14 protein-coding genes and 1 pseudogene are annotated in these 15,055 nt (G+C 72.7%); 7 read left to right on the forward strand and 8 right to left on the reverse strand.

All coding sequences use genetic code 11. The annotated features are described in order from the left end of the window. Positions 1-24 precede the first annotated feature (24 nt). The 6 genes from ABT084_RS10730 to ABT084_RS10755 all read right to left on the reverse strand — a co-directional run bounded on the left by ABT084_RS10730 (position 25) and on the right by ABT084_RS10755 (position 6,309). Positions 25-624 carry a transglutaminase-like domain-containing protein gene (locus tag ABT084_RS10730; protein WP_351040710.1) on the reverse strand — a complete coding sequence of 200 codons (600 nt, stop codon included), beginning with the start codon at positions 622-624 and terminating at the stop codon, positions 25-27. A 74-nt stretch (positions 625-698) separates the two neighbouring features. Continuing rightward, complete coding sequence (locus tag ABT084_RS10735) at positions 699-1,760, reverse strand: threonine aldolase family protein (RefSeq protein WP_351040883.1); 1,062 nt, start codon at positions 1,758-1,760, stop codon at positions 699-701. Beyond that, the gene (locus ABT084_RS10740) at positions 1,757-2,518 is read right to left on the reverse strand and encodes an SDR family NAD(P)-dependent oxidoreductase (protein ID WP_351040713.1); all 762 of its coding nucleotides are present in this window, start codon (positions 2,516-2,518) and stop codon (positions 1,757-1,759) included. Before ABT084_RS10740 ends, ABT084_RS10735 begins: the two co-directional genes overlap by 4 nt. A 26-nt stretch (positions 2,519-2,544) precedes the next feature. Further along, positions 2,545-3,960 (reverse strand): DUF6421 family protein, encoded by a 1,416-nt coding sequence (locus ABT084_RS10745; RefSeq protein WP_351040716.1) that lies wholly within the window; start codon positions 3,958-3,960, stop codon positions 2,545-2,547. An 81-nt stretch (positions 3,961-4,041) separates the two neighbouring features. Then, positions 4,042-5,112, reverse strand: coding sequence for an alpha/beta hydrolase (locus ABT084_RS10750; protein ID WP_351040719.1), 1,071 nt, complete (start codon positions 5,110-5,112; stop codon positions 4,042-4,044). Between the two features lie 75 nt (positions 5,113-5,187). After that, positions 5,188-6,309 (reverse strand): LLM class flavin-dependent oxidoreductase, encoded by a 1,122-nt coding sequence (locus ABT084_RS10755; protein ID WP_351040722.1) that lies wholly within the window; start codon positions 6,307-6,309, stop codon positions 5,188-5,190. 64 nt (positions 6,310-6,373) lie between these two features. On the opposite strand from ABT084_RS10755, the gene ABT084_RS10760 reads away from it, so the two are divergent. After that, entirely contained in the window at positions 6,374-7,060 is a 687-nt protein-coding gene (locus ABT084_RS10760; protein WP_502968890.1) for a PadR family transcriptional regulator, read from the forward strand. Positions 7,061-7,240: 180 nt separating this feature from the next. Beyond that, positions 7,241-7,924 (forward strand): glycerophosphodiester phosphodiesterase, encoded by a 684-nt coding sequence (locus ABT084_RS10765; RefSeq protein ID WP_351040725.1) that lies wholly within the window; start codon positions 7,241-7,243, stop codon positions 7,922-7,924. A 116-nt stretch (positions 7,925-8,040) separates the two neighbouring features. Here the strand turns inward: ABT084_RS10765 and ABT084_RS10770 are convergent, their stop codons facing one another. Next, the gene (locus ABT084_RS10770; protein ID WP_351040727.1) at positions 8,041-8,589 is read right to left on the reverse strand and encodes a GNAT family N-acetyltransferase; all 549 of its coding nucleotides are present in this window, start codon (positions 8,587-8,589) and stop codon (positions 8,041-8,043) included. A 133-nt stretch (positions 8,590-8,722) separates the two neighbouring features. On the opposite strand from ABT084_RS10770, the gene ABT084_RS10775 reads away from it, so the two are divergent. From ABT084_RS10775 to ABT084_RS10785, 3 genes are all read left to right on the forward strand, one after another. Beyond that, complete coding sequence (locus tag ABT084_RS10775) at positions 8,723-9,325, forward strand: DUF5134 domain-containing protein (protein ID WP_502968891.1); 603 nt, start codon at positions 8,723-8,725, stop codon at positions 9,323-9,325. A 120-nt stretch (positions 9,326-9,445) separates the two neighbouring features. Then, positions 9,446-10,384, forward strand: coding sequence for a M56 family metallopeptidase (locus tag ABT084_RS10780; protein ID WP_351040731.1), 939 nt, complete (start codon positions 9,446-9,448; stop codon positions 10,382-10,384). 151 nt (positions 10,385-10,535) lie between these two features. Continuing rightward, positions 10,536-11,177: a TetR/AcrR family transcriptional regulator gene (locus ABT084_RS10785; RefSeq protein ID WP_351040734.1), complete on the forward strand. Its 642-nt coding sequence runs from the start codon at positions 10,536-10,538 to the stop codon at positions 11,175-11,177. A 37-nt stretch (positions 11,178-11,214) separates the two neighbouring features. On the opposite strand, the pseudogene ABT084_RS10790 reads toward ABT084_RS10785, so the two are convergent. Beyond that, positions 11,215-12,750: pseudogene (locus tag ABT084_RS10790) on the reverse strand (LVIVD repeat-containing protein). Positions 12,751-12,817: 67 nt separating this feature from the next. Here ABT084_RS10790 and ABT084_RS10795 point away from each other — a divergent pair. Both ABT084_RS10795 and ABT084_RS10800 read left to right on the forward strand, forming a co-directional pair. Beyond that, positions 12,818-13,543 (forward strand): DUF305 domain-containing protein, encoded by a 726-nt coding sequence (locus ABT084_RS10795; protein ID WP_502968896.1) that lies wholly within the window; start codon positions 12,818-12,820, stop codon positions 13,541-13,543. Between the two features lie 52 nt (positions 13,544-13,595). Beyond that, on the forward strand, positions 13,596-14,975 hold the full coding sequence (locus ABT084_RS10800; RefSeq protein WP_351040740.1) for an FAD-dependent oxidoreductase: 1,380 nt from the start codon (positions 13,596-13,598) through the stop codon (positions 14,973-14,975). Positions 14,976-15,055 lie beyond the last annotated feature (80 nt).

A 15,055-nucleotide genomic window follows, 5' to 3' on the forward strand; every position in this document is an offset into this window, starting at 1 on the left:
GTGGGCTAGACGGGGCCAGGCGGCCTAGAGGCCGGTCGGCAGCGCACGCCAGAGGGTGGCGCGGTCCGGGGACGTGCGCAGGGCGTGGAGGACCGGCTCGGGCGGGGCGGCGTACAGGGTGGGGTAGTCGACCTCGCCCAGCTCCGGGCGTACGGGGAAGGCCAGCCGCTCCGCGTCCAGCGAGAACCGGGCGTCCACGCCCGGCTTGTTGCCGCGCGGGTCCAGCCGGGACCAGGTGTCCCGGCCCGGCAGCCGCAGGGCGATCAGACCGTGGACGACCGCGCCGGAGCCGTCGTCGTCGCCGAGCAGCTGGTAGCAGAGCCCGGCCGGGACGTCCTTGGCGCGCAGCAGGGCGGTCAGGGCGTGGGCCTTGGCGTAGCAGATGCCGGTGCGCTCGCGCAGGACGTCGGACGCCCGCCAGGTGACGCGTGGGTCGTCGGCGTCGGCCGAGTGCGAGATGGTGTCGCGGACGAACTCGAAGGCGGCCTCAACATATGAATATGCGTCGCCGGTGCCGGCCCAGAGGGCGGCGGCGGTCTCCTGGACGAGCGGGTGCCCGGAATCGATGGTCTCGTCGGCCGCGAGATAGGCCGTGAGCCCGGGATGCTCCTGGATGGGTTCCATGATCGGGAGCATAGGTATACCCCACACCGTAAGTCTATAGATTTACAGTGCGGGGTATATCCATACAGCGCGCTCTAGCGGCTCAGCTCTTCCTTGAGCGCCTGGAGGAAGGCGTCCACGTCGTCCTCCTGGGTGTCGAAGCCGCACATCCAGCGCACGTCGCCCGCCACCTCGTCCCAGAAGTAGAACCGGAAACGCTTCTGCAGACGGCGCGTGACATCGTGCGGCAGCCGCGCGAACACCGCGTTGGCCTGCACCGGATAGAGGATCTTCACCCCGTCCAGCTCCCGCACACCCGCTGCCAGCCGCTGCGCCATCGCGTTGGAGTGCCGGGCGTTGCGCAGCCACAGGTCCTTCGCGAGCAGCGCCTCGAGCTGCACCGAGACGAAGCGCATCTTGGACGGCAGCTGCATCGACATCTTACGGATGTGCTTCAGCTGCCGGACCGCGTCCGGGTTGAGGACCACGACGGCCTCGCCGAAGAGCATGCCGTTCTTCGTGCCGCCGTACGTCACCACGTCGACCCCGGCCGCGTTCGTGAACGCGCGCATCGGCACGTCCAGCGACGCCGCCGCGTTGGATATGCGGGCCCCGTCGAGGTGGACCTTCATGCCCAGCGCGTGCGCGTGGTCGCAAATGGCCTTGATCTCGTCCGGAGTGTAGACCGTGCCCAGCTCGGTGTTCTGGGTGATGGACACGACCTGCGGCATCGCCCGGTGCTCGTCCTCCCAGCCCCAGGCCTGCCGGTCGATCAGCTCGGGGGTGAGCTTGCCGTCCGGTGTCGCCACGGTGAGCAGCTTGAGGCCCGCCATCCGCTCGGGCGCGCCGCCCTCGTCGACGTTGATGTGCGCCGACTCGGCACACACCACCGCGCCCCAGCGGTCGGTCAGGGCCTGCAGCGCGGTCACGTTGGCGCCGGTGCCGTTGAAGACCGGGTAGGCCTTGGCGTAGGGGCCGAAGTGACTGCGCATGATCTTCTGCAGGTGTTCGGTGTACTCGTCCTCGCCGTAGGCGACCTGATGGCCACCGTTGGCCAGGGCTATCGCCGCCAGGACCTCGGGGTGCGCTCCCGCGTAGTTGTCGCTCGCGAAGCCGCGCACCGCCGGGTCGTGGTGCCTGCGGGCATCGGTCCTCAGGGTTGCGGGGTCAGCCACAGACGCTGTCCGTTCACTTCAGTGGCGGGCCGCTCCCAGACGCCGGTGATGGCCTCGGCCAGTTCCTTGACGTCCGTGAAGCCCGCGAATTTCGCAGTGGGTCGCTCGGCGCGCATCGCGTCGTGCACCAGTGCCTTGATGACCAGGATCGCAGCCGCGGCGTTCGGCCCGTCCTCCCCTCCCGCCTTGCGGAAGGAGTCGGCGAGGGCCAGGGTCCACGCTTCCGCGGCCGCCTTGCCCGCGTTGTACGCGGCGTTGTTGGCGACCGGCTTGTGCGCGCCGGACTGGCTCACCAGGACGTAGCGACCGCGGCCGCTGCGCAGCAGGCCGTCGTGGAAGGCGAGCGAGGTGTGCTGGACGGTGCGGATGAGGAGCTTCTCCAGGAAGTCCCAGTCCGCGAGGTCCGTCTCGGTGAAGGAGGTGCTGCCGCGCCATCCGCCGACCAGGTGCACGACACCGTCGACCGAACCGAATTCCTTCTCGGTCCTGGCCGCCCACTCCTTGGTGGCGTTCAGGTCGAGCAGGTCCACGGTGTCACCGGTGACGGTGGCCCCGCCGTGGGCGTAGCGCGCGGCGTCCACCGCCTCCGCGAGGCGTGCCGGGTCCGCGTCGGCCGCTATCACCGTCGCGCCCGCCTCGGCGAGGCGGATCAGGGCGGCGCGGCCCGCGGGCCCGCCGGCCCCGGCCACCGCCACCACCGCACCGCTGAGCTTGCCGTTTCCGTTCCCGGCGCCGTTCATCCCTGCTGCCTCCTCCGCGCGAGCGCTCACGCGGCGACCCGCTCGTCCTGCCGGCGGTTCTCGGCGTTGAGCGCCGTGATGCCCTTGGTCGACGCGATGACGCCCTTGAGCTTCTTGGCGAGGGCCTCATAGAACATGCTGAGGGGGAACTCGTCAGGAAGCACGTCGTCCACGAGCTTGCGCGGCGGCTGCGTCAGGTCCAGGGCGTCCGGGCCCTTGGCCCAGCGGGAGCCCGGGTGCGGGGCGAGGTAGGTCGCGACCAGCTCGTAGGCCTTCAACCAGTGAACCAGCTTGGGGCGGTCGATGCCCGCCCGGTACAGGTCCTCGATCTCGGCGCACAGCTGGTTGGTGACCTGCGGGGCACGCATCCAGTCGATCTTCAGCTTGTTGTCCGTCCAGCGCACGACGTCGTGCTTGTGGAGGTACGCGAAGAGCAGCTGGCCGCCGACACCGTCGTAGTTGCGGTTGCGGTCGCCGGAGACCGGGAAGCGGAACATCCGGTCGAAGAGGACGGCGTACTGGACGTCGCGCCCGTGCTCGTTGCCCTCGGACTCCAGCTTCACGGCCTCCTTGAAGGCGGTGAGGTCGCAGCGCAGCTCTTCCAGGCCGTACATCCAGAACGGCTGGCGCTGCTTGATCATGAAGGGGTCGAACGGCAGGTCGCCGTGGCTGTGGGTGCGGTCGTGGACCATGTCCCACAGGACGAAGGCCTTCTCGCAGCGCTCCTGGTCGGTGACCATGGCGGCGATGTCGGCGGGCAGGGTGATGCCGAGGATGTCCACGGCGGCCTCGGTGACCTTGCGGAAGCGCGCGGCCTCGCGGTCACAGAAGATGCCGCCCCAGGTGAAGCGCTCGGGGGCCTCGCGGACCGCGATGGTCTCCGGGAAGAGCACGGCCGAGTGCGTGTCGTAGCCCGGGGTGAAGTCCTCGAAGGTGATGCCGATGTACAGCGGGTTGTCGTACCGGGTGCGCTCCAGCTCGGCGAGCCACTCGGGCCACACCATCTTGAGCACGACGGCCTCGAAGTTGCGGTCGGGGTTCCCGTTCTGCGTGTACATGGGGAACACCACGAGGTGCTGGAGGCCGTCGGCGCGCTCGGCGGCCGGGTGGAAGGCCATCAGCGAGTCGAGGAAATCGGGCACGCCGAAGTCCCCCGCGACCCACTTGCGCAGGTCCGCGACGAGGGCGCGGTGATAGGTGAGGGAGTGCGGCAGCAGCGGCGACAGCGCCTCCACGGCGGCGATCACCCGCTCCACGACGGCCTCGGCCTCGAAGCGGGTGGGCGCACCCGCGACCTCGAAGTCGATCGAGCCGTCCTTGACCTGCCAAGGGCGGATCTCCTCCACGGCGGCCTTGAGCTGGGGCCACGCCGGGTGGTCCACCACCCGCGCTCCGGCGGTTATCACGGCACCGACCGGACCCGGCACAAGAGTTTCCGTCATGTCACTTCCTCCACAGGAGAACCTCACGTTCAGGACAGGGTCGCACGTGAGACTCTCCTGCTCAAGGGGTGAAGCGGGAAATTATCCTGCCCCACCCCCATCGTCGCCGCAATTCTTCCGGCTCGACCCCGTCCGCGCGATCGCTTCGCCTACGCCGTCCATGGCGCGGCGGGCCGCTGGCAGAAAATCGACGAGCCCCAGGAATCCGTGGAACATCCCCGGATGATGGTCCTCGTGGGCGCTCGTGCCCGCCTCGCGGAGCGCCCGGACGTACGCCGCCCCCTCGTCGCACAGCGGATCGCAGCCCGCGGTGACCACATGGGCGGGCGGCATCCCGGAGAGGTCCGCCCGCAACGGCGAGGCCAGCGGATCCGCGCCGTCCCCGCCGGGCCCGAGGTACTGCTCCCAGAACCAGCGCAGGTGTACGGCGGTCAGGAAGTACCCCTCGGCGTTGCGCCGCACCGAAGCACTGTCCTGGGCGGCGTCCAGCGCGGGGTAGACCAGCACCTGGAGGGCGACGGCCGGTCCGCCGCGCGCCCGGGCCAGCAGCAGCGCGGCGGCGGCCAGGTTGCCGCCCGCGCTGTCCCCGGCGATCACCAGTGCCCCGGGATCGCCCCCCAGCCCGGACAGTCTCGCGCCCGCCCAGCACAGGGCGGCGTGGGCGTCGTGGACGGCGGCGGGGAAGGGGGCCTCCGGGGCCAGCCGGTAGTCCACGGACACGACGACCGCGCCGGAGGCCCGGCACAGTTCCCGCACGGTGGCGTCGTGGGTGTCGAGGTCGCACAGCACCCACCCGCCGCCGTGGCAGTAGACCACGGTCGGCCGGGGCCCGGGCCACCGCTCCGGGTCGGGGCGGTACACCCGCACGGGCAGCGACGGCGCCCCGGCGGGCCCGGGTATCAGCCGGTCCTCGACGGGTCCGACGGCGGGCGGCGGGACCGGTGACACCGGGACGGCCGCCAGGATCCGGCGGGCCGAGGCGGCGTCGGCGACCCGGCCGCCCACATCGGGGAAGGCGGCCGAGAGGGAGTCGGCGAAGGGGCGGACGCCCGGATCGAGCCGGTCGGGATCCGGGGCGGCGGGCCCGGGGGACGGGGTGGGGGGAGTCGACGAGCCGGGTGAGCTGGGCGAGCTGGGCGAGCTGGGCGGCATCACAGGTACCTCCGGAGGGGTCTCGGATCGCGGGTCTCGGATCGCGGACGGGTCACTACCGCCGGAACGGTTCGCTCACACCTCCCGGAAGTGCGGGAGGACCTTCTCTCCCCACTGCCGCAGCGTCTCCAGGCACGCCTCCTGCGGCACCGTCCCCATCTGGATCAGGCACATCACCTCGTCCGCGCCGGCCTCCCGCAACCGCTCGACGTAGGCGATCGCGTCCTCGGCGCCGCCGTAGGCGTGGTCCGCCTGGAAGGTTGCGGTCGCCGTGGGCCGGACGGGGATGTCCAGCTCGTGCAGCCGCGCCACCACCTGCTCGGCCGCCCTCCGCATCTCGGCCCCCTCGTCGGCGCCCGCGACCACCGCCTCGTCCGGGACGCCCGTCCCGCCGTACCAGTGGCCGATGGCCTGGGCGAAGAACCGCTGGCCGCGGACGCCGATCCGGCGGGCCTCCTCGGGGTCGTCGAGCACGATGGTCGGGCAGAGCACGGAGAAGTGGTCGTTGACCACGCTCGACACGCACCGGGAACCGTCGCGCCCGGCGATCGCCGCGTCGTAGACACCGCGCATCGCGGCGATCGACTCCGGCCCGGCGAAGCCCATGACCAGGGCGCCGACGCCCAGTTCGGCCGCCTGCCGCAGCGTGTCGGCGCGGCTGCACGCGAGGAACAGGGGCGGGTGCGGGGTCTGCCGGGGGCGGGGCAGGATCGGGTGCGGGTCGATGTCGATCAGCTCGCCGTGGTACTCCAGCTCGTCCTCCTGCCAGGCCCTGCCGATGATCCGCAGCGCCTCCTCCACCTCCTGGGTGGTGCGGTCCTTGTCCACCCCGCACAGGGACGTCTCCTGTGCGGTGCCGCCGCGGCCCGCGCCCAGGTCGAGCCGGCCGCCGGAGAGCAGGTCCAGCATCGCCGCCCGCTCGGCGACCCGGACCGGGTGGTTGAAGCGGAAGGGCATGCACACGACGCCGTGCCCGATGCGTATGGTGTGCGTCCTGGCCGCGACGAAGCTCAGGAAGATCTCCGGGGCGGACATGTGGGCGTACCACTTCAGCGAGTGGTGCTCGACGGCCCAGATCCGGTCGAAGCCCATCCGCTCTGCCAAGACGGCCTGCTCGACGCAGTCCCGGATGACCTGGTGCTCCCGCTCCACGGTCGGGTCGGCGAGCTGTGCTTCGAAGATGACGGAGAACTTCACGATGCCTCCAGGGTTGCGTCCCGTACCCGGTCTTACTTCTATGAGAAATATGACTAGTAGTCAGGTGTCGAAGAAGCAAGAGACGGTGGAGGACCAGGACTTGCCGCCGACCGCGTGGGCGGTGCTCGGCCTGCTGTCCTTCCCCGGCGAGCGGACCGGCTACGAGCTGAAGAAATGGGCCGACTCCTCGCTCCGCTTCTTCTACTGGTCGCCCGCGATCAGCCAGATCTACGCCGAACTGCGCCGCCTGGAAGACCTCGGGTACGCCGCCTCCGCGCGCTCGGGACCCGAGGAGGTCCGCGCCAAGCGGCGCTACTCCATCACCGCCGCCGGCCGCGCGGCCCTCGCCGGATGGGCCTCGGACACCGCCGAGGCGGGGCCGCCGGTGCTCAAGCACGGGCTGCTGCTGCGGGTCTGGCTCGGACACCTGTCCGAACCGGAGCGGCTACGGGCCCTGGTGGAGGAGCATCTGGAGCGCACCCGGGGCGAGTTGGACTCCGTACGGGAAGCACTCGCGCAGGCCGCGGACGCACCGGAGTGGGCCTTCCCGCGCCTCGTCCTGCGCTGGAGCGAGCGCCGGCACCTCGCGGAACTGGAGCTCGCCGACGCACTGCTGGCGGACCTCGCGGGGCTCGCGGCCCAGGTCGCGGCCGGGTCCGCAGAGGCTCCCGCCACCGGTTCCGGGCCGCACCCCGGACCCGGGGCCGAGGGTCCGGGTCAAGGCGATGGGGACGCGCCCACGGCAGGGTGACGCCGGACCACGGCGCGCCCCGTGCACAACCCTTGGCGGGAACCGGCCGGAGGGTCCTGCCGGAGCGCTGCACGGGCGGTCCCAACGCACCGTCGGCGCACTAGCATGCGTCCTCACCACGCGGGCGGTCGGGACACCGCGACCGCGTGGGGAGCCGCCGTCGACGGAAGCGAGAGAACCTTGACTTTCCTCACCATCGGTCACCGCGGGGTCATGGGCGTCGAACCGGAGAACACCCTCCGGTCGTTCGTCCGCGCGCAGCGCAGCGGGATGGACGTGATCGCGCTGGACCTGCGGCTCAGCAAGGACGGCGCGCTCGCCGTCCTGCACGATCCCGAGGTCGACCGGACCACCGACGGCTCGGGGGCCGTCGCCGATCTGACCCTGGCGGAACTGCGCGGGCTCGACGCCGGGCAGGGCGAGCGGGTGCCGGTCTTCGAGGAGGTGCTGGACGCGGTCGCCGCCCCGCTGCTGGCCGCGGTCCAGGACCGAGCCTGCGCCCAGGTGCTGGCGGAGGTGCTGCTGCGCCGGGACCTGACCGCCCGGGTGGAGGTCTCCTCCGAGCAGGACGCGGTGCTCGCCGGAATCAGCGGGCTGGTGCCGGGGGTGCGCACCGTGCTGAGCGCGAGCCGCTACGGCGAGGACGTCGTGGAGCGGGCGCTGGCCGTGGGCGCGGAAACCCTCGCGCTCGACATCCGGCGCCTGACCGTGGAGATCGTCGAGTCGGCGCACGCGGCCGGGCTGCGGGTGACCGGCTGGACGGTCAACACGCTGGAGCGGCTGAAGCTGGCGCGGGCGCTGGAGCTGGACGGCGTGGTGACGGACCTGCCGGAGATCCGGCGGACGGGCCGCTTCACCGCCTGAGCCGGTCCGTCGGTCGGCCAATCGGTCGGCCAGTCGGTCGGCCAGTCGGTCGGCCAGTCGGCCGGTCCGTCGACCGGTCCGTCACGGCGCCCACGGGCGCGGTCCGCGCGCCTGGCTCAGAGCTGCTTGACCAGCAGCTCGAAGGCCAGGTCGGCGCGGCGCGGGACGCCGAAGCGCTCGTCGCCGTAGGGGAACGGGCTGAGCTCGCCCGTGCGCCGGTAGCCGCGGCGCTCGTAGTAGGCGATGAGCTCCTCGCGCACGTTGACGACGGTCATGTGCATCTCCTTGGCGCCCCACTCCTCGCGCGCCCGGCGTTCGGCCTCGGCCATGATCTCCTTGCCGAGGCCGCCGCCCTGGAGCGCGGGGCGGACCGCGAACATTCCGAAGTAGGCGTGGTCGCCGCGGTGTTCGAGGTGACAGCAGGCGACGAGGTCACCGGCGCGCTCGACCACCAGGAGGATGCTGTCCGGGGTCGCGATGACCTCGCGCACGCCCCGCTCGTCGGTGCGCTGGCCGTCCAGGTAGTCCGCTTCGGTCGTCCAGCCGCCCCGGCTGGCCTCGCCGCGGTACGCCGACTCCACGAGGGCCACCAGCGCCGGTACGTCCGCCTCTGCGGCACTGCGGAAAGTGAGGGCCGTGGTGCGGGTGGGCTCGGCGGTCGACATCGGGGCGGCTCCGTTCGAAAAGCTGGCATATGACAAGCCTGGTCCGGCAAGGAGAGCCTAACCCGGGGCGGCGTGCGGCCCGTCCGGGGCGGGCATCTCTTCCCCTGACGCCGACGAACCGGGGGGTTCCGCCGTGCACGGTCCCGCGATGTCCCTTTCCGCCTCCGTTTCCTCCTGGCTGCTGGTGGCGCTGTGCGCCATGAGCGGTGCGTACTGCCTGCTGCGGGCCCGCAGAGCGGAGCGGGCCGCGCGGGGGGCGGCGGCCGGTGAGGCCCTGATGGGGATCGGCATGGCGGTGATGGCCGCGCCGACGGGTACCGGCCCCTGGGGCACCTGGGCGCTGTCGGCCGTCTTCTGCGCGGCCGCGCTGCACGCGGTGTGGCTGCTGCGCGGCGGCGTCCACCACGTCCACCACCTGGTGGGCTCGCTGGCCATGGTCTACATGACGGTGACGATGGGCGCCGGGGCGTCGGCGGGAGCGGGCGCCGCCCACACCGGGGGCCACGGGGCGGAGCACGGGGAAGGGCTCGCGCAGGGCATGCCGCTGGTGACCGGGGTACTGCTCCTCTACTTCGCCGGGTACGTGCTGCTGGTCGGGGCCCGGCTGGTGACGGCGGGCACCGGACCGGCCGTGGTGGGGGTCCCGGGAGGCGTCGGGCTGGGGACGGCCGAGCTGACCCGGGCCTGCCGACTGGCCATGGGAATGGGAATGTTGGCCATGCTGCTCACCATGTGAGGGCCCGCGCCCGGTCGCGCGCCCGGTCGCGCGGCCGGACACGTGTCCGGTCACGTGTCGTGCGTCACCAATGAACGGCGGCCATACCCGTCGGTGGCCCCGCACTCCTAAAATGCGCCCATGATGGTCCCCGCCGTTCTTCTGCTGCTCGGCGCCCTGACCTCCCTCCTCGCCCCCCGTCTGCTGGCCCGTGCCGAGTGGCCCGAGCGCGAGCCGGTGGTGGCCCTGTGGGTGTGGCAGTGCGTGGTGGCCGCGGTGCTCCTGTGCCTGGCCCTGTCGATGCTGCTCAGCGCGGCCGCCGCCTGGCTGGCGGTGCGCGGCCCGCTCTTCGCGTCGGCGCCGCACGGGGTGGTCGACGCGTACGGACTGGGGGCGGGCGGGGGCCGCTGGGCCGCCGGGACCGCCGTGGTGCTCGCGGGCGGCGCGCTGTGGACCGGGGGAATGCTGGCCGCGGAGGTGCTGCGGGCGCGCTCGCGGCGGCGCGCCGAGCGGGCCGAGCTCCTGGAGCGGGCGCCGTTGCTGCCCGGTGAGGTGCCGGACAGCGCTCGCCTGGTCGTCCTGGAGGGGCGGCGGCCCGACGCGTGGTGGCTGCCGGGGACCGCGCCCCAGCTGGTGGTCACGACGGGCGCGCTCGGGCGGCTCAAGGGGCAGCAGCTGGACGCCGTACTCGCGCACGAGCAGGGTCACGCGGCGGCCCGGCACGACTGGCTGCTGCACTGCTCGCGCGCGCTGGCGGGGGCGTTTCCGCAGGTCCCGGTGTTCGCGGCGTTCGAGGAGGAGATGCACCGGCTGGTCGAGCTGGCCGCGGACGACGTGGCCTCGCGGCGCTACGGGCGCCTGACGGTGGCGCTGGCGCTGGTCGGGCTCAACGAGGACCGCGGGGTCTTCGGACCCTGCCCGACCCCGCACGCGCATGTCCCCCAGCGGGTGCGCCGGCTGCTGGCGGCCGTTCCCCGCCTCTCCGCCGTGCGGCGGCTGCGGCTGACCGCGCTGGCGGCGCTGGTGCCGGCGATTCCGGTGCTGGTGGCGTTCGTACCGGGGCTCAGCACGCTGACGTAGCCCGGTGGCCGGTGACACTGGCGGCGACGGCAGCCGCGACGGCGAGAACCGGACGAAGCGGCCGGTGGTGGGCGATCCCCCGCGTCGCCCACCACCAGTCGGCCCGCGCGCTGAGTATATTGGCTCTGAGCCAGTCAACGCAGGAGTAAGCATGGTCCCGCGCAGCGCATCGGTCAATGAAGAATTGCGCAGGCGTTCCCGGGAGCGGCTGCTCCAGGCCACCGTCGAGCTCGTCGGCGAACGCGGTTACGAGGCCACCACCCTCGGGGACATCGCGGACCGGGCGGGCGCCGCGCGCGGCCTGGTGTCGTACTACTTCCCCGGCAAGCGGCAGCTGTTGCAGTCGGCCGTGCACCGCCTCATGTACCGCACCCTGCGCGAGGCGCTGGAGCGCGAGCCGCGGCCCGTCGGCGCGGACGCGGGGCGGGAGCTGCTGGCCCGGGCGATCGACGCGGTGCTCGGGCTGGCGCTGGAGCAGCCGCTGCTGATGCGAACGCACATGGCGGGCATCCTCTCGAACGAGGGGTTCGTCCAGTGTCCGGAGCAGCGGCAGCTGGCGGAGCTGCTGCGGGAGACGGTGGCCCGGCACGGCGCGGACGATCCGGACGTGGACCCCGACCGGGACTACCCGCTGCTGCGGGCCCTGCTGATGGGCGCGGTGTTCGCCGTACTGCTGCCGGGCGCGCCGATGGCGGCGGCCCGACTGCGGGCGGAGCTGTTCCAGCGGTACCGGCTGGACTGGGAGCAGGGGGCTCCGCCGGACGGCGGACCGCCCGACGGAACGTTCCTCTAGAGCCGTCTCCGACAGAACCGTCTCCGACCGCGGACCGTCAGTGGTAGTCGGGCTGCGACTGGACGTTCAGCCGGTCCGTCCAGACCCACTTGGCGCTCTCGGTGCGCCAGTCGTCGAGCCGTAGCACGTCGAGGCCCTTGGTGATGTCGTTCGCGTAGATGTGGCCGTTGTAGTAGTACGCCGACCAGGCTCCGCCCAGGGTCAGCGCCTCCGTGCTGAGCGGGCCGCGCTCGAAGTAGGCGATCTCCTTCGGGCGGGTCGAGTCGGTGAAGTCCCAGACGGACACGCCGCCTTGGTACCAGGCCTGCACCATGATGTCGCGGCCGCCGCCGACCGGGACCAGCGAGCCGTTGTGGGCGACGCAGTTCTCGGTGTCGGCCTGGTGCCGGGGGATCTTGTAGTAGCCGCGCAAGACGAGTCTGCGCTCGTCTCCCCGCCCCGTGATGTCGTAGATGCCGTCGGCTCCGCGGGTCGGGCCGGTGGCCTCGTTGCAGGTGGCGCCGCCACCGCCGCCCAGCTCGTCGGTGAACACCACCTTGTCCGCGCGCTCGTTGAAGGTCGCCGAGTGCCAGAAGGAGAAGTTCACGTTGTCCTGCACGCGGTCGATGACGCGCGGCTGCTCGGGCTCGCTGATGTCGAAGAGGATGCCGTCACCCATGCAGGCGCCCGCCGCGAGGTCCTTGGAGGGCAGCACGGTGATGTCGTGGCAGCCGGTGGTCTGGGAGACCCCGGGGTGGGTGGGTGCGCCCGGGTTCCCACCGTCGGGAAAGAGCACCGGGAAGCCGACGACCGCGGCCTTGCGCGGGTCCTTCTTCGGGACCTTCACCACGGAGATGCCGTCGTGCGGCGGCTGTCAGTCCGGGAAGGCGACGCTCGGCGCGTACGAGGAGACGTAGAGGTAGAGGTCTCCGCGCTTGCCCGGCACCAGGGTGTGGGTGTGCGAACCGCAGGCCGTTTCCACCGACTTGATGTATTTGGGGCTCTTCTTGTCACGGATGTCGAAGATCTTGATGCCTTCCCACGACGACTTCTCGGTCGCGGGCTGCGAGACGCTGTTGCAGGAGTCGTCGCTGCGCGAGGAGTCGGTGGAGAGGAAGAGGAGGTCGCCGGAGACGGAGATGTCGTTCTGGCCGCCGGGGCAGAGCACGGTGGTGACGGTCTTGGGGGCGCCCGGGTCGGCGATGTCGTAGATGGTGAAGCCGTCGTAGCTGCCCGCGTAGGCGTACCGGCCCTGGAAGGCGATGTCGGAGTTGATCGCGGCGGGGTTCGCGCCGGGGACGTTGGCCAGGGGTGTGATGTTGGGGCTGTGGACGATCTCGTCGCGGCCGGGGATCTCCGCGGAGACCGTTCCGGTGGCCGGGGCGCCGGCGGAGCTCCGGCCGGGGCGCGCCGGGGCCAGGTCGCCCGGATCGGGTGTGGCCGAGGCGGGGGCGGCCGCGGCGAGGAGCGCCACGAGGAGTCCGGCCGCGGCCGCGGCGGCGGCCAGGGGGCGGGGCTGCGTTCTGGTGGTGCGGGGCGGGATGGCCGGGGCGGATGGGGCTGGCGAGGTCACTGTGTCCTCCCTTGGGGGCATTCCGGGCCCTCTCGGCGGGAACGGAACCGATACCCCCGACTCCGGCAGTATCGTCTTTCGCATGTCCATGCCAACAGTGCGCATCGTGGCAGGGCGCAGGACGGCGGGGCGCAGCACGTCGGTGCGCAGGACGGTGGGGCGCAGGACGGCACGGGTGCTTCACCGGTGCGCCGGTGCGGCCCTGGCCGCCGTGCTCGTCCTCGGTCCCACCGCCTGCCGGGCCGGCGGTGACGACGACGGATCAGCCGCCGGACCGGTCGTGATCGCCCCGGGTCGGCCGGGCGAGCAGGCTCACACCCTCTCCCCCGGCCAGGCGGCGCGGGAACGCCCCGACGACAGCCCGAACGCCGCCGACCGGAGCTACGTACACCGGATGGCCGAACACCACCGGCAGGCCCTGACGATGAGCGCGCTGGCGCCGGGGCGCGCCGCGGCGGAGCCCGTCAAGCGGCTCGCCGAGCGGATCGCGGTGGCCCAGCGGCCGGAGATCCAGGTGATGGAGAGCTGGCTGGCCGGGCACCCGGACCCGGCCGCGGCCCCGACGGCGCACGACCACGGCGGGGCGGCGATGCCCGGGATGGCCACCGAGCAGCAGCTGAAGGAGCTGAAGGACGCCACGGGGGCGGACTTCGACCGGCTCTTCCTGCGCCTGATGATCGCCCACCACGAAGGGGCCGTGACGATGGCGGGCGAGGTGCTCGCCGGTGGGAACAACGGGGCGGTGGAGGAGATGGCGAACGAGGTGGTGGCCCAGCAGAGCGCCGAGGTACGCCGGATGCGCGCGATGGGCTGACGGCCCGGGGCGGCGGTGCGATGCTGGATCCCTCTGCGGAAGGAGACCCTCCGTGCTTCGTGTCGCCGTGGTCGGTTCGGGCCCGAGCGGGGTCTACGCCGCGCAGACCCTGGTCCAGCAGCGCGAGGTGCCGGGCGTGCGGGTCGACGTACTGGACCGGCTGCCGTGCCCGTACGGGCTCGTGCGCTACGGCGTGGCGCCCGATCACGAGAAGATCAAATCGCTGCAGGGCAGCCTGCGGACGGTCCTGGAGGACGAGCGGATCCGCTTCCTCGGGAACGTCGAGGTGGGCGGGGAGCGGCTGACCACCGCGCGGCTGCTGGAGCTGTACCACGCGGTCGTGTACTGCGTGGGCGCCGCCCGGGACCGGCTGCTGGGGATCCCCGGCGAGGAGTTGGCCGGGGTGCACTCCGCGACCGCCTTCGTCTCCTGGTACTCCGCACACCCGGACGCGACCGCGGAGGACTTCGGCCTGGCGGGGGTGCGGTCGGCGGTGGTGATCGGGGCGGGGAACGTCGCGGTGGACGTGACCCGGATCCTGGCCCGCGGCGTCGCCGAGCTGCGGCCCACCGACATGCCGGAGCCGGCTCTCGGGGCGCTGGCGGGCAGCGGGATCCGCGAGGTGGCCATGGTGGCCCGGCGCGGGCCCTCGCAGGGCAGGTTCACCACCAAGGAGCTGCGCGAACTCGGCACCCTGCCGGGTGTGGACACGCAGGTGCGGGCCGCCGAGCTGGCCCTGGACCCCGCGTACGCCGACCCGGCCGCCGCGGCCGCGCTGCCGGCGGTGAACCGGCGCAACGTGGAGGTGCTGCGGGACTGGACGACGCACGGGCGGGAGGCCGGGGCGCGGCGGATCACCCTGCGGTTCTTCCTGCGGCCGGTGGAGGTACTGGGCGATGCGGACGGCCGGGTGACCGGGGTGCGCTTCGAACGGACCGCCCCGGACGGGCGCGGCGGGGTGACGGGGACCGGGGTGCACGAGGACATCGAGGCCCAGCTGGTCCTGCGGTCGGTCGGTTACCAGGGGGTGCCGCTGCCCGGACTGCCCTTCGACGCGGCGCGCGGTACGGTCCCGCACGCGGGAGGCCGGGTGCTGCGCGACGGCCGGGCCTCGGTCGGCGAGTACGTGGCGGGCTGGATCAAGCGCGGCCCGACCGGGGTCATCGGCACCAACCGCCCCTGCGCGAAGGAGACCGCGTCCTCCCTGCTCCAGGACGCGGCCGCGCTGGCCCGCCGCGCACTGCCCGCCGATCCGTTGGACGCCCTGCGCGCGGCGGGCCTGAGCCCGGTCCCGTGGCCGGGCTGGCTGGCGATCGAGACGGCGGAGTCGGCCCTGGGCCGCTCCCTGGGCCGCCGCTCGGTGAAGATCCCGGACTGGCCGACCCTCCTCGCCGCGGCAGCCACGGCCACGGGGGACGAACCCGCCTGGTGACCTGCCGAGCCCAGCCGCGGACTCCGACGGTGACCCTGGGCAACCCTGGGACCGGTCGGCCCTGGCTTCAGGTCGTGGTC

The sequence above is a fragment of the Streptomyces sp. NPDC002138 genome, assembly GCF_040296485.1.
Taxonomy (GTDB): Bacteria; Actinomycetota; Actinomycetes; order Streptomycetales; family Streptomycetaceae; genus Streptomyces.